Below are 21,023 nucleotides of genomic sequence, written 5' to 3' on the forward strand. Positions count from 1 at the left end.
TCTCCCCTTCCTAAATCTTTTAATAATATTGGTGCATTACCGATAACACCCCGTCCTATTGGGAGTCTTTGGAAAGGGGGCCCGGGGGGAGAACCTTTCTGCAAGAAAGGTTTCCCCCCGGTTCCTCCCCTCCCCTCCATTCCCTTCCCTCTATACCGCCAGTTCCACCCGGTTGCGGCCGTTTTCCTTGGCCCGGTACAGGGCGTCGTCCGCCCGGCTGACCAGCTGGGAGGTCGTCTCGCCGGGGAGGTACAGGGCCACGCCAAGGCTGGCGGTGACCTTGCCGGCCACCGGATGCCGTTTTTCCGCCAGCACCTTGCGCAGCCGTTCGGCAAACGGCAGCACGTTGCTCACGAACTCCGAGACCACCACCAGGAACTCCTCGCCGCCCCAGCGGCCGAAGAAATCCGTGCTGCGGACATTGCTGCCGATGGTCCTGGCGATTGCGACAAGCACCGTGTCGCCCACGTTGTGGCCGAAGGTATCGTTGACGTCCTTGAAAGAGTCCACGTCCAGAAGAATGATGGCCAGCGAGCTTTCGTTGTTGCGGCTGCGTTCGATTTCGTGGCCGAGCCGGTCCTCGATGGAACGCCTATTGTAGACGCCGGTGAGTTGATCCGTGGTGGAAAGGCGCTGGAGGTCCAGGTTTTTCTTGTTGAGCTCCTTGTTCTTCTCGTGCAGCTCGGCGGTGCGGGCCCGGACCAGGGATTCCAGGTTGCAGTTCATCTCGTTGAGTTCATTGTAGACTCTGGCATTTTCCATGGATATGGCCGCCTGGCCGGCCAGGATATTGAGCAATTGGAGGCGGTCCTTGCGAAAGGCTCCCCGGGTTGCGGCGTTTTCCAGATACAGCAGTCCGCGCACCTCGTTTTGCAAAATGATGGGCAGGCAGCACAGCGAGGCGGGCTTTTTTGCCGCGATGTAGGGGCATTGGTAAAAAAGCGCGGCCTGTTCCCCGCTCCCGGCCGAAGCGCCCTGGCCGGGCGTGGTCGCCTCGTCGAGACCGTTGAGAATGACCCAGTTGCGGGTGCGCGCCACGAAATTGACCACCGCCGGGGAGATGTCCGGCGAGAGCTCCACGGGGATTTCCCCCTCCGCCGCCGCATCCGGCGTCCGGTCCGGTGCGTCGGCCATGACCACGTTGGTGACGACGAATCGGCCTTCCTTGTTGCGGATGAGCACGCCCTTGGTCGCGCCGGCGTTTTCCGTGGCGATGGCCGTGAGTTCGCGGCCCAGGTCGTTCATGACCATGTGCCGGGAGATGGCCTGGGTGGCCTTGATGACCGCAAGCAGGTCCAGGCCTTCGGAAAAGGTTTCCGAAAAGGTGCCGCTGGACGTTTCCAGGCCGAGTCCCGCCGAGGCGAGGTGCGGCACGCTGTCGCGGACCGCGACGGCGGCCAGAGGGGAGTCGTGGGTCTGGCGCAGGTGCCGCACCATGCCCGTGGCGCCCCAGCGGCCGTAAAAGGCCAGGGCCTGTTCGAAATAGGCCTTGGCCAGATGGGGCTTGCCGCGCCGGCGCCAAAACCGGCCGGCCTTTTCCGCGGCCAGGGCGGCGTCCTGGATGAAGGCCGATTGCAGGGCCGCGTCGATGGCCTGGTCGTAGGTGTCGAGGATGAGCGCCAGTTCCGGGGTCTCTCCGGCCGGGCCGGCCGGGCCGGCCATCCGCTCCGCCACCGCCAGCAGATGCTTGTGGCGGAAGTTGGCCGGGCAAAGCCCGGCCCAGAGGCGCAGCTTGTCGCACCCCAGGGCGATGCGCGCGGCCAACCCGCCTTCGGGTTTCCCGACGGCCCGACGGCCGTGCTCCAACAGCAGCAGCGTGTAGAAAAACCAGCTGTCCGCCAGCATGATCTGGCCCTGCTGGGTCGCATCCACCACGTCGATCCACTGGCGCAGGGTTTCGGGGGAAGGCAGGACCTCCTCGGGGGCGGCCAGGCAGGCCACCCGCAATTGGGAATAGCGCAGGGAGCCGAGGAAAAACGGCAGGGACTTGAACTGCCCGGCCAGGGCCGCGCCGTCGAAAGCCTCGTCGTCCAGGCTGGCGATGGAGCGCGTCTTGCCCCGAAGGTGCTTGAGCGGCTGCCCGACGATAAGCCGCAGCAGGGTGACGATGCCGTCCATGCCCGAGGCGCGCAGAAATTCCAGGCTGCGCGCGGCTTGCACCTCGACCTCGCCCAGGGGCACGCCGGCGGCCAGCTGGACGTGGGCCAGTTGCAGGTGGACGTAGCCCGAGTACGGCGAGCCCGAGGCCAGGGCCAGCCGTGAGGCCGAAAGCCAGTAGCCGTGGCTTGTGCCCAGGGGATTGAGCCAGTGGTTCACGGCCAGGGAAAAGACGTGGTAGGTATAGTTTTGCAGGGCCGGGACGGCGTAATGCTCGGCCAGCCGGGCGGCCAGGCTGCCGAGGGCATGGCCGGTGCGGTAGTCGTGGGCGCAAAGGCCCATGGCGCACAGGGTTGAGGCGTAATGGATGTAGGCCACCGAGGCCATCGGGCTTTTGCCCTCTTCCATGGCCAGACGGGCCATGACCGCCGAGACCGCGGCACAGACCAGGCCCCGCCCGATGAGGTAGGAGTCGGCATACAGGTCGAAAAACATCTCCTGGGCCAGGATATGGTCGGGATCGACGGCTTCGGGCTGGTCGTAGAGGGCGGCCGGATCGCCGTCGGCCTTGCGGTCGATCAATAGCTCGATGCGGGCCTTTTCCGCCTGGAACAGGGAGAGCAAGGCTTCGTCCTCGCGGGGGATCGCGAACCCGAGCAGGACTAGGGCCCGGTATTCCAGCTCCACGGCTTCCGCGTAGCGGGCCTGATGATGGTATTGCTTGGCCTGGACGTTACAGAGCCGGAGCCGGTCGCGGTCCGTGACGGCATGGGCGCGGATCTCGGCGCAACGATCCTCGGCTGCGTCGTAGCGGCCGGCCAGGTACAGGCTCTGGGCCAAATCCAGGGAAATTTCGCGCCACAGGGCGTAGTCGCTGTCCCAGGGCGATTCGGGCAACAGGGAGCGGGCGAAGTCCAGCATTTCGGCGGCGTCGGCGAAGGCCGTGGACGTCTTGGCCTTGCGCCCGGCCCCAAGGGCCAGCTCCGCCACCCGAAGGCGCTCCCCGGGGTCGGTCAGCAGGGCCACGCCCTTGCGCATGTGCTCCAGCACGTCGAAAAGCCGGCTGTCGTCCTTTCCCGGCGGCAACGACCGCCAAAGCAGTCGTCCCGCCGCCAGATGCAGGCCGGGTTTGCGTTCCTCCGCCAGCAGGGCATAGGCGGCCTGCTGGATGCGGTCGTGGCAGAAGGTGAAGGTGACGTCCTCCAGGCGATCGGCCGAGTGCTGGATGTAAAGCTCCACATCCCGGCGCGGCGAGGTGAGGAGCCCTTGCGCCAGGGCCGGGGCCAGATTCCGGGCCAGATCGCTGCGGACGCGGCCGCTTAAGCTCCCCAGCGCATCCAGGGAGAACGGATTGCCGATCAGCGCGCCAAGGGGCAAAAGCTCCAGGCAGCCGGCCGGCAAGGTGGCCAGACGCGCCCGCAGCGCCTCCACCACATTGTCGGCATAGGGCATGGCCGCGATCGCGGGGGCGTCCCAGACCCAATGCCGGACCTCCGCGTCGAAGCGCAGATGGCCATCCTGGTAGAGCGAGGTCAGAAGGGTGCGGAAAAAGAGCGGATTGCCGTCGGTCTTGCCGTGCAGGACCCTGGCCAGGGACGCGACCTCGGCGGTTTGCAGGTGAAACATCTCGGCCAGGTAGCCGCGCAGGTTGGCTTCCGTCAGCGGCCCGACGAGGACCTCGGCGATGGTGGCCTGCCGCTTGCGCATGGCGGCCAGGGTCACGGCCAGGGGATGCGTCTCGGCCACCTCGTTGCTGCGGTAGGCCCCGATGCACAGGATGGCCCCTTCCCCGCGCAGGCTGCCCATGAGTTCCAGAAGCGACAGGCTGGCCGCGTCGATCCATTGCAGGTCGTCGAGGAAAAGCAGCAGCGGATGGCTGCACCGGCCAAGGGCTTCCATGAACCGCCGAAAGAGCGTGCCCTGGCGGGTGCGGGCCTCCACCGGATCCAGGGCATGTACCGGCGGCTGCTCGCCGATAAGCGTTTCCAGGTCCGGAATGACCTCGCACAGCACCCGGCCGTTTTGGCCGAGGGCGGCCAGGATGCGCCGCTTCCACGAGGCGATGCGCGCCTCGCCTTCGCTTAAAATCTGACGGATCAGCAAGGATAATGCCTGGATGAGCCCGGAAAAGGGCACGGCCCGGTTGTACTGGTCGTACTTGCCGTAGGCCACGTAGCCTTTTTTCGCGGCCACGGCCCGGCTCAGCTCCTGGACCAGGGAGGTCTTGCCCACGCCGGAGACGCCCCGGACCATGACCACGCCGCTTTGGCCCCGGCCGACATGCTCGTAGAGGTCCTGCAGCGCGGCAAGCTCCCGGCTCCGTCCGACAATGCGCTCGGGAAACTGGAAACGGTCGCGCGCATCGGCCTCGCCCAGGGGAAAGGGCGCGATCTCGCCACGCCGCTCCAGGTCCGCGCGGCAGCGGTGCAGGTCCGCGTGCAGGCCCACGGCGCTCTGGTAGCGGTCGCCGGCATCCTTGGCCAGGCACTTCATGGCGATGTCGGACAGGGCCTGGGGAATGGCCGGATCGAGGGTGTGCGGGGCGGGCGGGATCACGGCCAGGTGGCTGTGGATCAGCGCCCCGGCGTCATCGCCGGTAAACGGCCGCCGCCCGGCCAGCATCTCGTAGAACGTGACGCCGAACGAGTAGAAGTCGGAGCGAAAATCCACGGGACGGTTGATGCGTCCGGTCTGCTCCGGGGACATATAGGCCACCGTGCCCTCCACGGTCTCGGGCCGAAGCCCGGCCGAGGACTGCTGGGGCATGTCGATGGCCGAGCCGAAGTCGATGAGCACCACCCGCCCGGCGGCGCGGCCGTAGAGGATGTTGGCCGGGGTGATGTCGCGGTGGATGATGCCCCGGGCATGGAGCTGGACCAGGATGCGGGCCAGCTTTTCCAAGACGTCCGTCAGTTCGGCCAGACGCAGGGCGCGGTCCTCGGCCGCCCGCTTCAGGGTGGGGAACTCGAAGCACTCCATGACCACGACGATGGAGCGCCCGGTATGGATGAGACGCCCGGCATGGGGGATATCCGGCAGGTCCAGCCGGACCAGATATTCGTATTCCTTTTCCAGAACGGTCAGGGCCTTGCCCGAAGGCAAAAGCATGGCCGGCATCTTGAGCGCCACCGGTCGGCCGGTGGCGTCTTCCACGGCGCACACCACCCGATGCTTGCGGCCGGTGTGAATGGTTTCGAACCTGGAATAGCCAGGTAGGCCGATCATCAATGCTCCTCCCCGCCGCCGTCCCGGGCCGTGCCCTCCCCGGGAATCACGGTTTATCCGTGGCCGTCGCGCAGGCCGCGGTCGCCTACGGCGCGTGGGCTTTTTTCAGAAACACGACCCTAGCCGCTTATTTCCCGGCCGAATCCCAGTGGCCGCCCCTGTTCCATCTCCCATTGCACCCCATACGGGTCAAGCCAGTAAAAAAAGGAAATGGTCGATGTGCCGAGGTTTTCCGGCGGCCCGTACTCCGGGGACGGGTTTATCATCCGCACCTCCGGCTGTTTTTTGATATGCGCGAAGACCGCGGCGATGTCCGCCACTTCCAGGGCCACATGGCGCGGGCCGCCCATGTCGTCGGTCCTGTGACAGACGATGTCCCGGCAACCTTCGGGGACGTGGTAGCACATGAGCTCCAGGCACAATCCGGCCTGGGGGTGGCGCAGGAAGCGCACGTCCACGTCCACCTTGCCGTCCAGAAACCCGGCGTCGCGGGCAAAGGCCGGGGACGTGTAGTTTGGAAAGTCGATGGCCCCGGCGTCGTTGTAGGCCATCTGGAAGCCCAGGGCGCGACCGTAGAATTCCGTGGCCTTGTCCATGTCGTCGACCACGATATTGATATGGGAAAAGCCCATCACCAATGTGGCCATGCTAAGCCCGCCCCTAAGCGCCTCCAGGAAAAATGGCTTGAAGCCCTGATTTATGGTGCGAAGCGAGGTGGCCCGGCGGTGGTTGCCCATGGAGTCCGAAACGACCAGGCAGGGCACGTCGCGGTGGTTCCCCTGCTCGCCGGGTTCCAGGATGCCCACGGGCAGCTCCTCGCCGCCGAAAAATTCCGGGGCCAGGAAATAGCCGGCCGCCAGCGCGTCGAAGGGGTTGAATCCCGGACTGCCGTAAAGCATCGTCCATTCCCTGGCCCACTTGTACATGTGGGGCGCGAGGTAGGACCCCGTATCGCCGGTGTTTTCCAGGTCGCGCGCGTCCTCCTCGGTGATCCAGACCTGGCGGCTCAGTTCGAAGGGGGCGAAGGTCAGCGGCACGTTGCTTTCGAGGATGATGCGCCAGGCCTCCACGTCGGCCTCGAAGTTCAGGGCGCAAAAGGGCTTCACCTGCCGGGGGCCGACAACGAATTCCTCCCCCGGCATGCAGCGCGAGCCGGCCATGGCCACAATGCCCGCGATGTTGTCGACCAGTTCCGGGTGGGAGGCGATGAGCACGGCGATGTTGGTGGCCGCGCCAAGGCTCACGATGGTCATGGGGGCCTGGCGCAGGGCGTCGGCCATGGCCCAGGAGGCGTCGGAGGCCGGCAGGGGGGCGCCCTTTTTGATGGGCCCGGCCGCGCCTTGTCGGACGGGCAGGCCCTTGGGGCCGAATTGTGCCGTCAGCCTGGCGGCGATGGCGTGGGCGTGTCTGGCGTCGGTATTGCCGAAGGTGGAGCTTATGCCGCGAAGAGTGACCAGGGGGCTGTTAAAAAGGAGGATCAGGGCCAGGGCGTCGTCGATGTCCCGGTAGAAACCGGGGAAATGCTCCAACCCGATGGACACGTCGGTGTCGACCCAAAGATCGGTTTTGGCGTTCACTACTCCCTCCTGTCGGCCTTGGCAGGCGTACGGAATGTGTATCTTGATATGGAATCTGGTTGTCTATCCCGTGGAGCGCCCATGTCTCGCGGCAAAGGCGGAAAACGACGGCAGACGGGGACACCCTCCGAGGGCCAAACGGCTCGGTTGAAAATATGTTAGTTAAGACATACGGGGCGAATACGTCACTGTTGCCCAGCCATTTCGGATAATGCACTGATATCTTAAGACCAGCAATGATGAAAGAGGCGCGGTACAAGGAACCGGTTGCGGCCGCGTGTACGCCCCGGTCGTGGGCGACGGGCGGGTTCCTGCTTTACAACATACCGGTTTTCCTTCATTTTTCTGTTTATAGATATTCCTTTTGCTTCTTTGACGCCGGCCAAGGGCCGCCGCGGCACCCACGCCACCCCCAGGCCGGATTGTGCCTGGAGCGCATGTGCTGCCACGTCCCAGAAGGCTGCCGGGACATCGTCTTTCACAGGACCGACGACATGGGCGGCCCGCGCCGTGGTCTGGTCGGGCCTGGCCGGGTCTGATCGGGAAACGCGAGGGCGCGGCAGGGAACCGGGGTGTCGCCGGAAGGAGCCGTCCCGTTTTGTCATATTTGTCATCACTCCGTAATTTGGCTTGACGGCAACAACGTCCCGGGGCAAAAGTTGTCTGACAAAAATTGTCGGACATTTTTACGGTTTCCGCTCGGCGACCAGGCGGCAAACGATTTTCGTGACTTTCGGACCTGGGAAAGGAAATGGCGACCAACGACAGAATCATTCCGCTTCGCCACTACGGGCGGTGGGTTTCCGGCATTCTTCTCATAGGCCTGCTGGGGCTTATCGTGAATGCTTTCAGGGTGGGCCAGATCGACTGGGCCGTGGTGGAGGAGTTCTTTTTTTCGACCGCGCTGCTCAAGGGACTGGCCAGCACCATCCTCATCACGGCCTGCTCCATGCTCATGGGCCTGGTGCTGGGGGTGGCCTTCGCCATCATGCGCCTTTCCCAAAATCCCGTCTCCAACATGTTTTCAAGGTTGTACATCTGGCTGTTCCGGGGGGCCCCCGTCTATCTGCAACTGCTGATCTGGTTCAATCTGGCGCTCATCTTTCCCGTGGTGAATCTGGGTTTCGCACAATACCGCATGGTGGACGTGATGACGCCCTTCATGGCCGCCCTGCTCGGGCTGGGCCTCAACGAAGGCGCCTATCTGACGGAAATCGTGCGCGGCGGCATTCTGTCCGTCGACAAGGGGCAGATAGACGCCGCCACCGCCCTCGGCATGTCGCGCCTTACGGCCATGCGCCGCATCATCCTGCCGCAGGCCATGCGCGTCATCGTGCCGCCCATCGGCAACGAATTCATCGGCCTGCTCAAAACGTCCTCCATGGCCAGCGCCATCGCCTACACCGAGCTGTTGCACAAGGCCCAGATCATCTATTTCGTCAATGCCAAGGTCATGGAGCTGCTTATCGTCGCCACCGGCTGGTACCTGATTGTCGTAACCATCCTCAGCGTCGTGCAGGTCGGTATCGAGCGGCGCTTCGCCCGCGGCCATGCCTTTGCCACGCAACGCAGCTTCCTGGGGACCCTCAGGGCGAACACCATTGGCAAAAGACAACGGTGCGGAGCCTAGCCATGCGACAGGATGTCCCCATGCTGCGTACGGTCAATGTCCACAAATCGTACGGCGACCACGAAATCCTCAAAGGCATCAGCCTCAAGGTGCACAGGGGCGAGGTGCTGTGCCTGCTCGGCCCCTCGGGCTCCGGAAAAAGCACCTTTCTGCGCTGCATCAATCATCTGGAAACGATCAATGCCGGGCGGATCTACGTCGACGGATCGCTGATCGGATTCGATGAACGCAAAGGGCGGTTGTACGAGCAGAGCGAAAAAGAGCTCTGCAAAATACGCACCCGGATCGGCATGGTTTTCCAGAACTTCAACCTGTTCCCGCATATGACTGTTCTGGAAAACATCATCGAAGGCCCCGTCACCGTCAAAAAGGAAGATCCCCGGAAGATGAAGCGGCGCGCCTATGCGCTCCTGACGCAGGTCGGGCTGCGGGATTGGGCGGATCGTTTTCCCAAACAACTTTCCGGCGGACAGCAGCAGCGCGTCGCCATTGCGCGGTCGTTGGCCATGGAGCCCGACCTGATGCTCTTTGACGAACCGACGAGCGCGCTCGACCCCGAGCTTGTGGGCGAGGTGCTGACCGTCATGCGCGACCTGGCCGAGAGCGGCATGACCATGGTCATCGTCACCCACGAAATGGAATTCGCGAAAAACGTGGCCCATAAGGTGGCGCTTATGGACCATGGCTCCGTGGTGGAAGAGGGAACGCCGTCGGAGGTTTTTGAAAATCCCCGGCACGAACGCACCAAGGCGTTCCTTGGAACCATAGCCTAGGCTGTTGCGGTTTTTTTTCACGTAGGCTGCCGTGGGCATCCGGCGTACCGAGGGCAAAAGGCGGAGACGGTCGATACCGTGCCTCGTCCGCCCGGTTCACAGTATGGCGCATGCGGGGCGCGGCATGAATCATTTGGAGGAAAAGACGTTGCTGAAAAGAAAGCTCGCCTCGTTGTTGTGTGGTTTTGCCCTGCTGTTTTCCGGAACGGCCCTTGCCGCATCGCTGCACGACATGTTGCCCGATGCCATCCAGAAAAGCGGCAAGATCATCATCGGCGTCAACGGCATATTCCCCCCCATGGAATTCAAGGCCCCCGGCTCCGACACCCTGGACGGCATCGACGTGGAACTGGCCCAGGCCATTGCCAAGGAATTGGGCATCAAAATCGAATTTGACGACCAGAATTTCGACCAGTTGATCAATTCTATCAACACCAAGCGCGTGGACATGGTTCTTTCCGGCATGTCCGACAGCGCGGAACGTCGCAAATCTATGGATTTCATAGACTATTTCAACTCCGGCACCCAGTGTTTCACCACCAAGGCGCTGGCCGAAAAAATCAAGAGCCTGGAAGACCTGAGCGGCAAGACCCTGGCGGTCTCCGCGTCCACGGACTACCTGACCACCATGCAGAAGTGGAGCAAGGAAAATCTGGTCGACAAGGGCAAGCCCGGCATCAATATCATGGCGGTGGATTCCGCGGCGTCCGCGCGCATGCAGATGCTCCAGGGCCGGGCCCAGGCTTCCGCCCTCAGCCCCGAGGCCCTGGGCTGGGCCAATGTGCAGCAAAAGAGCGCCTTTGTGGCCGTGGGGCCGCTGCTGGAATCCAATCCCTACGGCATCGCCTTCAGCAAGGAGAACGCCAAGCTCCGCGATGCGGTGTACGCCGCGCTGCAAAAGGTTTTCGCCGACGGTACTTACCTTAAGATCCTCAAGAAATGGGGCGCCGAGACCGGCGCGCTTAAGCGGCCTCTCCTCAATGGCGAAGCCGTGAACTAGGGCCTCGGCCATCGCGGAAAGAAGCCACTCCCCCCGCAGGGAGTGGCTCCGCTTTGTCCTGGCCTCCCACGCAAGACGCATATGGTCACTCTTGGCATACTCACCCTGGGCCAAGCGCCCCGCACGGATATCGAACCCACGTTTCGCGCCATCCTGGGGGATCGCATCGCCTTCACGCAACGCGGCGCCCTGGACGGCCTGGGTGCTGCCGACTGGGCGCGGCTGGCCCCAGAGCAGGGAGAATCCGGCATCGAGACCTGCCTGCGCAAGCAGGATGGCGTCGTCAGGGGCGTGCTTGTCGCCAAGCGTCTGCTGCTGCCCCGCCTTATCGCCGCCGGACGGAAGCTCGAAGCGGAGTGCGATGCCCTGCTGCTGCTTTGCTCGGGGCGTTTTCCGATGCTCAAACGCGCCATTCCCAGGCTCATCGAACCGATAACGGTCATCCGCTCCGTGGTCGCCGCCCTGGCGGGCCACGGGCATCTGTGCGTCATCGGACCGGAATCCGACATGGAGGCGGCGCCGACGCAGTGGCAATCCTATGCGGCCCGGGTTTCCACGGCGGCGGCTTCGCCCTACGACGGACAGGAGGCCCTGGTCCGGGCGGCCTTTCGCGCGAAGACGGTCGGCGCGGACTATATTCTACTGGACGACATGGGGTTTACGGAGCTGCAGCGCCGGACGGTGCGCGACACGTCCGGACTGCCGACCCTGAGCGCCACGAGCATTACGGCGCGCATTCTCCAGGAACTCGTCTGAGCCGGCGCGTTCTCGTCGGGGCGCGCAAGCGCCTGCGACACGAGGACCGGCGCCCGGCGCCGCTCTACGCGGCAAAGAGGATGCAGTGAACGGCGATATCACCATTGCGCACGCGGCCAGCCTCGTGCGGGTTACGGACGGGAAACGGCCCAGGGCGGGCCGGGCCCAGGGAGAGCTCGACATCGTTGCCGACGGCGCGCTGGCCATTCGCGGCGGCGTCATCGTGGCCGTGGGCGATTCGCAAGAGGTGTTGCGCGCCTACGGGGACGACGCCCCGGTGCTGGACGCCTCTGGAAAAACGGTTCTGCCCGGACTTGTGGAATGCCATTCGCACCCCATTTTCGCGGGCAACCGGCACTGGGAGTACGTGCGCCGGCTCGAAGGCGCCGACGGCCGGGCGATTCGCGCCGAAGGCGGCGGCATCTGGTCCACCATCGTAAAGACGCGCCAGGCCGGCGACGACGAGCTTTTGCGCAACGTCGCGCGGGCCTTTGAGCAGATCGCGGCGGGGGGCGTGACCACCCTCGAGGTCAAGTCCGGCTACGGCCTGGATACGCCGGGGGAACTGCGGCTGCTGCGGCTGCTGCGTCAGGCCGCCGCGCACACGCCCATGGATATCGTCTGCACGTTTCTCGGCGCGCATATCGCGCCCCAGGACGGACGGAGCGCGGCAGAGTACGTCGCTGTGGTCAAAAACGAGATGCTGCCGGCGGTGCTTGCGCAAGGCATTGCCCAGTCCCAGGACATCTCATGTGAAAATGGCGACTTCTCGGCGGCGCAGGCAAGAGAACTGATTGATACTTCAGCCTCTTTGGGATTACCTGTCCGCATCCATGCGGATGCGTCCTCCGATTCGCGGGGATGGCGTACGGCGGTCGAGGGCGGGGCGCTTTCCGCCGACCATCTCACGTATACGCCGGATGCCGAAATCAATGGCGTGGGCGCCACCACGACCGTCGCCGTGCTCTTGCCGGTGGCGGAACAGTTCTATCTTGACGCTAAAAAGGCCAACGCAAGGCTTTTCATCAAGAACAACGTGCCCGTCGCCGTGGCCACGGACTATTGTTCGTCGTTTCAGGCCACGTCATTGCCCTTGACCATGGCCCTGGCCTGTTCGTGGTTCAGGCTCACCCCGGCCGAGGCCATTGTCGGCGCGACCCTCAACGCCGCCTACGCCCTGGGGAAAAGCCATGACCGGGGTTCCCTGGACGTGGGCAAGCGCGGCGATGTGACCATTTTCGATTGCGAGCATCCGGGCCAGTTGGCTACGGCCATCGGCGCCCCACTTGTGGACGTGTCCCTTTCCCGGGGCCGCGTCGTTTGGAAAGCGGGAAAATAACCTTCAGGGATATTGATGACGATCCGCGAGACCGAAGGGGCGAAGTCCAGCAGCGTGGCCATGATTGCGGAGACCTTGCGGCGCGCCATTTTCGACGGGACCTTTCTGCCCGGCGACCAGCTCAAGGAAATGACGTTGTCGCATTCGCTCGGCGTTTCCCGCAGTTCGGTGCGGGAGGCCCTGCGCATTCTGGCGACCGAAGAGCTCGTGGCGCACCTGCCGAACAAGGGGGCGTCCGTGCGCAAGCTGACACTCGAGGAAATAGACGATATCTTTCTGACGCGTCAGATTCTGGAGCTCAAGGCCTGCGAATGCATCCCCACGACGCCGGGACGCCTGTTGCGCGCCCTGGAAGAGTGCACGGTCGTCTACGAAGCCCAGGCCGACCTGGATGATCCGGTCGCCATAGCCAATGCCCATATCAACTATCACAAGGCGCTGGTCGGGCTTACGGGCAGTTTGAAGCTGGCCGAACTGGAAGAGAGCCTGATGCGGACCTTGCAGGTCATTATTGCCTGCATCGAGAACGACCGGGATGACACGCAAAACGAAATCGCCAATCACCGCGCGATGACGCGGATGGTCATGGCCGGCGACGTGCGGGGCGCAATGCGGTGGGTCACGGACTACATTCCCAATGGAAAAGATTTCGTCGTCAGGCACATCCTTTCGCAAAAAGACATACGCCGTCTGCGGCGCTGACCCGGCGATCGCCCTACTCGCAACCGGTGGCCATCGTTGCGCCTCTTTGTTGGAGCACGTGGCGCAAAAAAACAGGAAGGCGACCTGTCGTCTTCGACAAGTCGCCTTCAAGCTTTGTGATTTTTGAACTTTTTTGGTGCGCCCGGAGGGATTCGAACCCCCGGCCGGCGGATTCGAAGGACGATGCCTTGGCTCGGGCCGATCTGCTCGTGGTTACGGGGTCCACCCTGGCCAACGATACCGTGGGCGCATTTCTCGATGACCGCCCGATCATCTTTTACGACACGACCATCGCCGGCGCGGCGGCACTCATGGGCTGGGAACGGTTTTGCGCCAAGGCCCTTTGAGTTTTGCCCCCCTCCGGGAACAAACAAGCACAAGGAACGTTCATGACATTGCTTGAAGAACTCACATGCGTGCTCGACTACGATTGTCCGGTCATGGATATTCGCCAGGGCGTATTTCATACCGCAGTGGTCACCCGGCGTTGCGGGCTGGCCGCGACGTTGCCCAAGGATGCCTTGCGCCAAGAGCCGCCCCTCGTGGCGGAACCAGGTATCCTTCTGGAAAAAAACGCCGAGGAACTTGTCTCCTTGGTGCATTCGCAAAGCCTGTTGGAAGCGGCCATTGGGATGGCCACCATCAATTCCCTCTTGCCCGTGGACGAATCCGTCATGGTGGAGCGTAATGCCGGAGACATCCTCCTGGAAAAGGGGACCGAAAAAAACGTGGCGGTCATCGGCCATTTTCCCTTCCTTCCCAAGGTCCGACAACAGGCCGCCAACCTCTGGGTTCTGGAAAACAATCCTCATGAAGGCGATTTCGGCCCCGAACAGGCTGAAGAGTTCCTGCCACAGGCCGATGTCGTTGCCATCACCGGCACCTCCATCACCAACCATACGTTTGACGGGCTCATCCACCTGTGCCGGCCCGACGCATTCGTACTCATGCTGGGAGATTCGGTGCCGTTCACGCCGTTGCTGTTCGATCACAGGGTCGATGCCTTGTGCGGCACCGTGGTTTCTGAACCAGACAAGGTGCTTCGCTGCGTCAGCCAGGGTGGAAATTACAGACAGATACGAGGCGTCAAGCGGCTGACTATTTTCAAACACCAACAATGACCCTGGAGCATTGCATCGACAATCGATGATTGTCGCAAGGAGTGTGGCATGACCAAAATTGGATTGATCCGTTGCGAGAAGAATGAAACGACGTGCCCCCACCGGCTGTCTTTCCTGCCTTGCCAGTGGTTCCCAAGGTTTTGCGGGGATCGACCATCCTGAACTTGTCGGCGTCATGACTTGTCACTGCCCCGGGGATCGTTCTGTCGCGTTGGCAAAAATATTGAAATCAAAAGGCGCGGAAGTTCTTCATTGGTGTACATGTACGTTTGCGCACAAGGAAGAAGGGAAATGGGTCAACCGAAATGGTTATTGTGACAACATAGACGATTTGCTGTCTCACATCTCCCGCGAAGCCGGTATCCCTTGTGTAAAAGGCACGGCGCACCTCCCAGGCGAATACCGTCCTGAACAATTTTTTATAGGGAACACACGCAGTTAATGGAGGTTTACACAGTTTTCGTTACAGGCCTTTTTTTGGAGGCGAATATGCTGCGAATGGAAAAGTGAAGCAAGCTGCATCAGGTAATACACTAAAATATCAGTAAGTTCTTCTCGAACTGATCCAGCCCTAGCAGCCCCACCGCCAGGACCAACCCCTTCCCCGGACTTCCCTCCCCTGCGCGTCCTACGCCCCCTTCCTGGGACGTTCCCGGCATTGATCTGGATCAATGCCAATTCATGCGCGGCCGTGTATAAAGGATCATTGGCGGGGGGGGACCCGTCCCCAACGGCCCATGTGGAACCATTCGCGGTGAGGAGGCCGCATCGCCCCAATGAACAGACGTCATTTTCTTTTTACGTTAGGCACGGCTGGCGCGGCCATGGCCGCTCCAGGACCGGCGGGACGGCTTATGGCCAGGGATGCCGAGGCTTCGCAGGAACCCCTGGCCACCATGATCGATTTGACAAAGTGCGTGGGCTGCGGTGCCTGCGTGGAGGCCTGCCGCGAGGCGCATCAAAAGGATTATCCCCATCCGGTCAAGCCGTTTCCGACGATGTATCCGTCGCGGGTCAAGGTCGAGGATTTTTCCGACAAGCGGGATGTGGATGACCGGCTGACGCCGTACAACTGGTTGTTCATCCAGACCGCCGTCGTGCGCAAGGACGGCCGGGACCTGACCGTCAATATCCCCCGGCGATGCATGCACTGCGCCCATCCGCCCTGCGCCGAACTGTGCCCCTGGGGGGCGGCCGCGGCTTTCCCGGACGGGGCCGTGCGCATCGACGACTCGATCTGTCTGGGCGGGGCCAAATGCCGCACGGTGTGCCCCTGGCACATTCCCCAGCGGCAGACCGGCGTCGGGCTCTATCTCGACCTGGCCCCGTCGTTTGCCGGCAACGGCGTCATGTACAAGTGCGACCGCTGCCAGGCGCGCATGGCGACCGGCGAAAAGCCCGCCTGCATCGAAGTCTGTCCCAACGCGGTGCAGACCATCGGGCCGCGTTCCATGATCGTGGCCGAGGCCCATGCCCTGGCCGGTAAGATCGGCGGCTTTCTTTACGGTGAAACGGAAAACGGCGGCACCAACACCATCTACGTCTCGCCCGTGCCCTTCGCGGAGCTGGACAAGGCCGTGGCCAAGGGGCCGGGCAAACCGGGTCTGGGGCAGGTGCCGGACGTCATGGGCGAGCAGGCCAATCTGGCGACGACCGTGCTGTGGGCGCCGGTTGCCGGCGTGGCAGCCGGCCTGCTGCGCCTGCTCGGCCGCGGCAAGGCCCAAAAGCCCGACACTGGCAGCGCCGCCAGGACGGAGAACGACCATGACTAATCGCGATACGCTGTTGCCCCGGTGGCAAAAACGCCTGATCCTGTGGCTGGCCCTGGGGCTGGCCCTGACCGGCATGGGGCAGATGCCCATTTTCGCGCGCTACGGCATCGCCTCCCTGCCGGGCCTGCACTGGCTGGGCGATTACCGGATGACGGCCGCGTTGCATCTGGCCCTGGCCGCCATCCTGCTTGTCCTGACGGCAAGCCTTGCCGTTTCCTGGCTCGGCTGGGGCCGGAACCGGCCGCGTCTGTCCGGCATCCGGGCCCTGCGGGTCGTTATTTTCGCCGGGGTCCTCGCCAGCGGCCTCCTGCGGGAGCTGCAAAACGGCGTCTGGCCGCTTTTCGGTCCGCATACCGTGCGTTACCTGGATTGGAGCCATCTCGCCCTGGCCGTGGCCCTTGGCCTGGCCGCGTTGCTCCCGGCCCGGCCCACGGTCCGGCCCGCGATCCAGGCGGAAGGTCCGGCCGGCAGCAAGGCCTGACGCGCGCTCCGGGCCCTGGCCGGAGAGGCGTGGCCGCGCCATGGGAAAGGGCATCCGGAACCCCGGATGCCCTTTTCTTGCGTGAGGCCACTCGTCGCGATCATTCATCAGGCAATGGGACCACGAGAACCGGAATCCGACTCTCCCTGATCGTCTGCTGGGCGACACTGCCGAGGACCATGCCGAACAACCGGCCATGGCCGTGGGTCCCCATGACGATGAGGTCATAGCCGCCTTTCCGGGCTTCCTGAATGATCTGCTCTGCCGGATCGCCGCAGACGATTCGCACTTCTGCCTCGGCGAAATGGCGCGCTGGGGGGCCGGTGGGAAAATCCTCGGCCGCGATCGCCGCCAGGCGCTGGCGCATGGCCTTGCCCGCGCGGACGTACTCGCCCTGGCCAATCCAATGCGCGCCGTCTTCGCCGAAGGCCTGCTCGAGATCCATGCCCGCCTGTTCGCTGAAAAGCTCCAGCGGGTCGGGCAGCACATGCAACACGGTCACGGCGGCGTCGAAGCACTCCTCGAGCGCCGCCACGTGGCGCAACGCCTGGCGGGCCGTTGCGGACAAATCCGTCGCATACAATATTTTTCGGTATTGCGGCAGCATGGCTTCCTCCATACGGATTGATGTGTTAGGCGGTCACGGGCTTCCCGGCGGACGCGCCGAAAAACCGGTCGGTTAAACGCACATACCAGGCTGCGGACTGCACCTGAATGATGTAGGCCGCCGCCACCACGAGGGCGGCGTCAGCCCCCTGCTCCCCGAAAGCGTTCATGGCGACGGCAAGCGCGATGGAGAGGTTGCGCATCACGGAACCGTACACCATGGCGATGGCGTCGCCGCGAGCCAGAAAGCGCCTGCCCACCAAGGTGCTCAAGGTGAAATTGACGGCGTACAGCAGCACGAGCGGGGCGAGGATGGTCAGCAACACTTCCGGGGACTGCATGATGGTCCTGGCCTTGAGCGCCAGGGCCACGAACACGATGCCAAGAACCCCGAGGGGGGAAAACGTGGTCCGAACCGTTTCTGAAACGTCTCCTGGCCATACTTGCGCACGAGCAGACGCTGGGTCACGTAGCCCAGGGCCATGGGCAAAAACACGATGATGCCTATCTGCAGGAACACCGCCGCCATATCGACCTCAATGGCCGTTCCCATCAGCGCCCGCACATAAAGTGGCGTGGCCAGCGAACCCACGACAAGGCCGATGACCGTCATCTTCACGGCGGCGGCGACGTTTCCCTTGGCAAAGCCGGTCCAGGAAATGGTCATGCCGCTAGTGGGCAAAAGCCCGGCCAGTAACAGGCCGAGCGCCATAAACGGCCGTTGCGCGAAGAAGACCTGACCGATGCCCCAGGCAAGGAAGGGGATGACGGCGAAGTTCACGGTCTGGGCGAGTGCCTGGGCCTTGACGTCGCCTCCCTGGAAGACCTGCCGCACCTTGAGCGTCACCATCATGGGGTATGCGCCTCCATGGTGGCGGCGCTGTCGCACAGGAGTTGCGCACCGCCTTGACCTCGACCGTTATCAATCATCAGGCTGAAACGCTTTTCAAGTTCACGACAAACTCGGTCCCGTGTGTGGTAATCCCGAAACGGTTCATGCCGGGTCAGCCGCTCCGGGTGGATTATGTTGTAGGCCACGTGCATGTGCAGGTTGGCCGTGTTCTTGTGCACCCCGCAATGCCGCTGGTGCTCCTCGAAGCCCAGGGCCGTGACCATGCGCTATGCCCACCTGATTCCTGATGCGACGCGAGCTGCCGTGCATAACCTGCGTCCTTCAAATGGGGCTACAGGGTTTTGAGGTTGGCGATGCGGACCACGCCGAAACGATCCACGATCCACCGGGCCAATGACTCGGTTCTATAGGTGACCACCCGCCCAACGCGATAAGCGATCTCGGGCCCCATCCCGGCAGAATCGGCATTGGACAGGGTTTGAGTGGCCACTACGCCTCCGAGAAATCGGCTGACTTCCTTGCGGGCTATGACCGGCGGCAGGTTCGAAATGAGCGTGTTCATGAATTCCTCCTCTTCGGGGGTCAGTTTTCGCGGTGTCCGCATGGCGGTCTGATCTCCTGTGTTGGTTTTTCACTCCCCAATGTTCCATCCGGGAAACAGCGGGGAGTTTCAGGGACGACGTGGTTTATATGCAAGAAATTCCTTTTTTAATCAACCTCAAAAAAAAGAGAGCGGCCGACTGGAGGCATCGTATGCTTTCTCAATATATTAATTTTATTTGTATAATTTATTCATGACATCACTAGCCTTAATCCTAAATAATGCCTGGTCAATCTAACTAGGACGATTAATTACGAATAGATAAAGAATGCGGATACTACAGGAGCTACTACTTTCAAAGGAATTTACAATCATGATTAGGCCGATCAGCCCTAGCCCAATTTCGCTTACTCGTGGTTCGCTTCGTACCATTTTTGCGTCTTGTTAGTGTGCAAAAACATCCTTTCGCAAACTGGTCTTTGGTTTGGAATGGGGGTAGATTGGGTATTATGGCGACGCAAATAACGAAAAAATTAAACCAGCTCGAACGGCAGCTTCCGGAAGGGCTTCTGGTCGACTCGGCTTGGCTCTCAGCCGCTGGCTATTCCTCCTCCCTGCGCGCCAAATACGTGGTCGCAGGCTGGCTGGAGCAGCCCGCGAGACGCGTCTACCGACGACCACGCGGCCAATTGAGCTGGCAGCAGGTCGTCACGTCCCTCCAGACGCTCCTCGGGTACGCCCTCGTTGTCGGCGGCAGGACAGCACTCGAGTTACAAGGCTACACTCATTATCTTTCCAAGGGGATCTCAGAGGTCCATCTTCATGGGCCAGTAAAGCCCCCCTCTTGGGTTGTCACCTTGCCCCTCAAGGAGCAATTCATCTATCACAACAGCAAGCCCCTTTTGGGAAATGATATAGCCACGGTAGCCTTCCCGCCTCTTGTCGCAGGCGTCCCTTCCAAGGACCACACAGATCGACCTTTCCTAGATGTTGGCCTGCGTACGCTTTCCTGGGGGCAATGGGATTGGCCTTTGACGATCTCAGCACCCGAACGGGCTATTCTAGAACTTTTCGATGAATTACCCGACCACGAGAGCTTCCATCAGGCTGACATGCTGATGGAGGGCCTAAGCGACCTTGCCCCACGCCGGCTTCAGGCCTTGCTCACACGCTGCCGGAGTGTGAAGGTTAAGCGGCTTTTCTTTTTCTTCGCCGATAGACACCAGCATGCTTGGCTCAAGCGCCTTGATCGCACAACGATCGCCTTGGGATCGGGCAAGCGCATGCTTGTCAAAGAAGGACGCCTCGATCAAACCTACCAAATCACCGTGCCGAAAGATCTGGACGAGGTGCGCTGATGGCCTTCACCGAGCCCTATCATCGTCAGGTCACACTCCTGATCCGTACTCTGCCCTCTATCGCTGCGGAAGAATGTTTCGCATCGAGGTTTTGTTGGCATGACCCGCGAAGCCATTGGCATTGAGGACCTCTTGACCGCACGCGAAGTCATGGTGACCGAAATTATCGGATCAATGCCCGATGCCCACCGTGAGTTTCTTCTGGCGTTCGAACGAGGTGAACCCATGTGGTCCTCCCTTGGTTTGGAGGATGCGGCAGGGTTGCCGGCGGTACGATGGCGCGAACAAAACCTCGATAGCATCGGCAAGGAGAAGCGTGCGACGCTAGTAAGACAGCTTGAGCAGGTTCTCGCAAGATGACCTCAGGACTATGACGGAACCTTACCAGTATATTTAATACATGGACATAGCCTCTACGACATTCAAGGTATGCGTATCGCCTCCGTTGGCAAAATGAAATGGAATCGTTGTAGCTACGAGCAGCTGCCATCATCCTGCCCACGTCTCTTTGGACCAATTCCGACAGCTGCCTCAAGCCCCGGTCTTGAATCGGTCCCGCCACCGCGTTGAGCAACACGGTGGAAGCGACCGAACGCGCTCGGTCAATATGAGTTCCGGAAGGCCTCGAGGGAGGCCAGCAAGCCGGCGGTCCGGTTTCTGACATCAGCGATATCCGCCTCGTTCGGGCGATGGCGAATGTCGCCCAAGCGCCCGGAGCGGTTGAGTTCGTCGCGGTTTTGAAAGGCTCCGGGCACATGCCAGGCATCAAGCACGAGATAGCCGAGGTGCTCCAGAAAGGCCCGAAGCCAGGCCGTCATGGGCACGGCCTCGGTCTGGCCGATATGTGGCCCGCCAAAGGTGCCGAAGCACACGCCGAATTTGCCGGGCGCCAGCGGCGAGGACGGCCTGATGCGGCCGGCGGTGTTTTCGGACTTCATGAATCCCATGACGTGGTCCATGAGCTTTTTGGTCGGTAACCAGTCAATGACCGGCGAGCCGATCAGGATCAGGTCATAGTCGGTGAAGCGGACGGCGGTGTCCTTGCGGACCTTGAGAATTTCCGCATCACCCCAGGTGGTGGCCACGACGTCATGGATGGCCCGCGCCACGCGTTCGGTGTTACCGCCAAGGGAATCATAGAAAACGAGCGTCTTCATAAACACCTCCGGTTGAATGGATAAAAGGCCTTCGC

Annotated in this window: 21 protein-coding genes; 13 read left to right on the forward strand and 8 right to left on the reverse strand. The window is 62.2% G+C overall.

The window, feature by feature from the left end:
• Positions 1–150 precede the first annotated feature (150 nt).
• Positions 151–5,322 (reverse strand): diguanylate cyclase, encoded by a 5,172-nt coding sequence (locus tag ACMZ6R_RS04450; protein WP_416109677.1) that lies wholly within the window; start codon positions 5,320–5,322, stop codon positions 151–153.
• 119 nt (positions 5,323–5,441) lie between these two features.
• Entirely contained in the window at positions 5,442–6,899 is a 1,458-nt protein-coding gene (locus tag ACMZ6R_RS04455; RefSeq protein WP_416109678.1) for a nucleoside hydrolase, read from the reverse strand.
• Between the two features lie 751 nt (positions 6,900–7,650).
• Between ACMZ6R_RS04455 and ACMZ6R_RS04460 the strand changes: the two genes are divergently transcribed.
• The 11 genes from ACMZ6R_RS04460 (at position 7,651) to ACMZ6R_RS04510 (ending at position 16,473) form a co-directional block, all read left to right on the forward strand.
• Entirely contained in the window at positions 7,651–8,529 is an 879-nt protein-coding gene (locus tag ACMZ6R_RS04460) for an amino acid ABC transporter permease (RefSeq protein ID WP_416109679.1), read from the forward strand.
• Between the two features lie 2 nt (positions 8,530–8,531).
• The gene (locus tag ACMZ6R_RS04465) at positions 8,532–9,302 is read left to right on the forward strand and encodes an amino acid ABC transporter ATP-binding protein (RefSeq protein WP_416109680.1); all 771 of its coding nucleotides are present in this window, start codon (positions 8,532–8,534) and stop codon (positions 9,300–9,302) included.
• A gap of 124 nt (positions 9,303–9,426) precedes the next feature.
• Positions 9,427–10,302 (forward strand): ABC transporter substrate-binding protein, encoded by an 876-nt coding sequence (locus tag ACMZ6R_RS04470; RefSeq protein WP_416109681.1) that lies wholly within the window; start codon positions 9,427–9,429, stop codon positions 10,300–10,302.
• 81 nt (positions 10,303–10,383) lie between these two features.
• Complete coding sequence (locus tag ACMZ6R_RS04475; protein WP_416109682.1) at positions 10,384–11,058, forward strand: AroM family protein; 675 nt, start codon at positions 10,384–10,386, stop codon at positions 11,056–11,058.
• Positions 11,059–11,143: 85 nt separating this feature from the next.
• A complete protein-coding gene (hutI, locus tag ACMZ6R_RS04480) occupies positions 11,144–12,397 on the forward strand; it encodes an imidazolonepropionase (RefSeq protein WP_416109683.1) in 1,254 nt (417 codons plus the stop codon).
• A 15-nt stretch (positions 12,398–12,412) separates the two neighbouring features.
• A complete protein-coding gene (locus tag ACMZ6R_RS04485; protein ID WP_416109684.1) occupies positions 12,413–13,099 on the forward strand; it encodes a GntR family transcriptional regulator in 687 nt (228 codons plus the stop codon).
• A 188-nt stretch (positions 13,100–13,287) separates the two neighbouring features.
• Positions 13,288–13,446 carry a hypothetical protein gene (locus tag ACMZ6R_RS04490; protein ID WP_416109743.1) on the forward strand — a complete coding sequence of 53 codons (159 nt, stop codon included), beginning with the start codon at positions 13,288–13,290 and terminating at the stop codon, positions 13,444–13,446.
• Between the two features lie 42 nt (positions 13,447–13,488).
• Positions 13,489–14,220, forward strand: coding sequence for a Rossmann-like domain-containing protein (locus ACMZ6R_RS04495; RefSeq protein ID WP_416109685.1), 732 nt, complete (start codon positions 13,489–13,491; stop codon positions 14,218–14,220).
• An 82-nt stretch (positions 14,221–14,302) separates the two neighbouring features.
• Positions 14,303–14,662 carry a CGGC domain-containing protein gene (locus ACMZ6R_RS04500; RefSeq protein ID WP_416109686.1) on the forward strand — a complete coding sequence of 120 codons (360 nt, stop codon included), beginning with the start codon at positions 14,303–14,305 and terminating at the stop codon, positions 14,660–14,662.
• Positions 14,663–14,996: 334 nt separating this feature from the next.
• The gene (locus ACMZ6R_RS04505; RefSeq protein WP_416109687.1) at positions 14,997–15,992 is read left to right on the forward strand and encodes a 4Fe-4S dicluster domain-containing protein; all 996 of its coding nucleotides are present in this window, start codon (positions 14,997–14,999) and stop codon (positions 15,990–15,992) included.
• Positions 15,985–16,473, forward strand: coding sequence for a hypothetical protein (locus tag ACMZ6R_RS04510; protein WP_416109688.1), 489 nt, complete (start codon positions 15,985–15,987; stop codon positions 16,471–16,473). The genes ACMZ6R_RS04505 and ACMZ6R_RS04510 overlap by 8 nt, the downstream gene beginning before the upstream one ends.
• A 100-nt stretch (positions 16,474–16,573) precedes the next feature.
• Here the strand turns inward: ACMZ6R_RS04510 and ACMZ6R_RS04515 are convergent, their stop codons facing one another.
• The 5 genes from ACMZ6R_RS04515 to ACMZ6R_RS04535 form a co-directional block, all read right to left on the reverse strand.
• Positions 16,574–17,080 carry a universal stress protein gene (locus tag ACMZ6R_RS04515; protein WP_416109689.1) on the reverse strand — a complete coding sequence of 169 codons (507 nt, stop codon included), beginning with the start codon at positions 17,078–17,080 and terminating at the stop codon, positions 16,574–16,576.
• A 25-nt stretch (positions 17,081–17,105) separates the two neighbouring features.
• Positions 17,106–17,420: a hypothetical protein gene (locus ACMZ6R_RS04520; protein ID WP_416109690.1), complete on the reverse strand. Its 315-nt coding sequence runs from the start codon at positions 17,418–17,420 to the stop codon at positions 17,106–17,108.
• Positions 17,396–17,932 carry an arsenic resistance protein gene (locus ACMZ6R_RS04525; RefSeq protein WP_416109691.1) on the reverse strand — a complete coding sequence of 179 codons (537 nt, stop codon included), beginning with the start codon at positions 17,930–17,932 and terminating at the stop codon, positions 17,396–17,398. Before ACMZ6R_RS04525 ends, ACMZ6R_RS04520 begins: the two co-directional genes overlap by 25 nt.
• Positions 17,929–18,195, reverse strand: coding sequence for a relaxase/mobilization nuclease domain-containing protein (locus ACMZ6R_RS04530; protein WP_416109692.1), 267 nt, complete (start codon positions 18,193–18,195; stop codon positions 17,929–17,931). Before ACMZ6R_RS04530 ends, ACMZ6R_RS04525 begins: the two co-directional genes overlap by 4 nt.
• Positions 18,196–18,263: 68 nt before the next feature.
• On the reverse strand, positions 18,264–18,536 hold the full coding sequence (locus ACMZ6R_RS04535; protein ID WP_416109693.1) for a hypothetical protein: 273 nt from the start codon (positions 18,534–18,536) through the stop codon (positions 18,264–18,266).
• A 446-nt stretch (positions 18,537–18,982) separates the two neighbouring features.
• On the opposite strand from ACMZ6R_RS04535, the gene ACMZ6R_RS04540 reads away from it, so the two are divergent.
• Together ACMZ6R_RS04540 and ACMZ6R_RS04545 are read left to right on the forward strand one after the other, a co-directional pair.
• A complete protein-coding gene (locus ACMZ6R_RS04540; RefSeq protein WP_416109694.1) occupies positions 18,983–19,831 on the forward strand; it encodes a type IV toxin-antitoxin system AbiEi family antitoxin domain-containing protein in 849 nt (282 codons plus the stop codon).
• A 99-nt stretch (positions 19,832–19,930) separates the two neighbouring features.
• Positions 19,931–20,191 carry a hypothetical protein gene (locus tag ACMZ6R_RS04545; RefSeq protein ID WP_416109695.1) on the forward strand — a complete coding sequence of 87 codons (261 nt, stop codon included), beginning with the start codon at positions 19,931–19,933 and terminating at the stop codon, positions 20,189–20,191.
• Between the two features lie 242 nt (positions 20,192–20,433).
• Here the strand turns inward: ACMZ6R_RS04545 and ACMZ6R_RS04550 are convergent, their stop codons facing one another.
• Positions 20,434–20,988: a flavodoxin family protein gene (locus tag ACMZ6R_RS04550; RefSeq protein WP_416109696.1), complete on the reverse strand. Its 555-nt coding sequence runs from the start codon at positions 20,986–20,988 to the stop codon at positions 20,434–20,436.
• Positions 20,989–21,023: the final 35 nt, after the last annotated feature.

It is taken from the genome of Solidesulfovibrio sp. C21, from assembly GCF_047785625.1.
Taxonomy (GTDB): domain Bacteria; phylum Desulfobacterota; class Desulfovibrionia; order Desulfovibrionales; family Desulfovibrionaceae; genus Solidesulfovibrio.

What these genes read in the sequence shown, in the direction of transcription:
- ACMZ6R_RS04450 (WP_416109677.1), bottom strand. Translation starts at nt 5,322, where the DNA reads ATGATCGGCCTACCTGGCTATTCCAGGTTCGAAACCATTCACACCGGC.
- ACMZ6R_RS04460 (WP_416109679.1), top strand. Translation starts at nt 7,651, where the DNA reads ATGGCGACCAACGACAGAATCATTCCGCTTCGCCACTACGGGCGGTGG.
- ACMZ6R_RS04465 (WP_416109680.1), top strand. Translation starts at nt 8,532, where the DNA reads ATGCGACAGGATGTCCCCATGCTGCGTACGGTCAATGTCCACAAATCG.
- ACMZ6R_RS04470 (WP_416109681.1), top strand. Translation starts at nt 9,427, where the DNA reads ATGAATCATTTGGAGGAAAAGACGTTGCTGAAAAGAAAGCTCGCCTCG.
- ACMZ6R_RS04475 (WP_416109682.1), top strand. Translation starts at nt 10,384, where the DNA reads ATGGTCACTCTTGGCATACTCACCCTGGGCCAAGCGCCCCGCACGGAT.
- ACMZ6R_RS04485 (WP_416109684.1), top strand. Translation starts at nt 12,413, where the DNA reads ATGACGATCCGCGAGACCGAAGGGGCGAAGTCCAGCAGCGTGGCCATG.
- ACMZ6R_RS04495 (WP_416109685.1), top strand. Translation starts at nt 13,489, where the DNA reads ATGACATTGCTTGAAGAACTCACATGCGTGCTCGACTACGATTGTCCG.
- ACMZ6R_RS04500 (WP_416109686.1), top strand. Translation starts at nt 14,303, where the DNA reads ATGAAACGACGTGCCCCCACCGGCTGTCTTTCCTGCCTTGCCAGTGGT.
- ACMZ6R_RS04505 (WP_416109687.1), top strand. Translation starts at nt 14,997, where the DNA reads ATGAACAGACGTCATTTTCTTTTTACGTTAGGCACGGCTGGCGCGGCC.
- ACMZ6R_RS04510 (WP_416109688.1), top strand. Translation starts at nt 15,985, where the DNA reads ATGACTAATCGCGATACGCTGTTGCCCCGGTGGCAAAAACGCCTGATC.
- ACMZ6R_RS04515 (WP_416109689.1), bottom strand. Translation starts at nt 17,080, where the DNA reads ATGCTGCCGCAATACCGAAAAATATTGTATGCGACGGATTTGTCCGCA.
- ACMZ6R_RS04520 (WP_416109690.1), bottom strand. Translation starts at nt 17,420, where the DNA reads ATGCAGTCCCCGGAAGTGTTGCTGACCATCCTCGCCCCGCTCGTGCTG.
- ACMZ6R_RS04525 (WP_416109691.1), bottom strand. Translation starts at nt 17,932, where the DNA reads ATGATGGTGACGCTCAAGGTGCGGCAGGTCTTCCAGGGAGGCGACGTC.
- ACMZ6R_RS04530 (WP_416109692.1), bottom strand. Translation starts at nt 18,195, where the DNA reads ATGGTCACGGCCCTGGGCTTCGAGGAGCACCAGCGGCATTGCGGGGTG.
- ACMZ6R_RS04535 (WP_416109693.1), bottom strand. Translation starts at nt 18,536, where the DNA reads ATGCGGACACCGCGAAAACTGACCCCCGAAGAGGAGGAATTCATGAAC.
- ACMZ6R_RS04540 (WP_416109694.1), top strand. Translation starts at nt 18,983, where the DNA reads ATGGCGACGCAAATAACGAAAAAATTAAACCAGCTCGAACGGCAGCTT.
- ACMZ6R_RS04545 (WP_416109695.1), top strand. Translation starts at nt 19,931, where the DNA reads ATGACCCGCGAAGCCATTGGCATTGAGGACCTCTTGACCGCACGCGAA.
- ACMZ6R_RS04550 (WP_416109696.1), bottom strand. Translation starts at nt 20,988, where the DNA reads ATGAAGACGCTCGTTTTCTATGATTCCCTTGGCGGTAACACCGAACGC.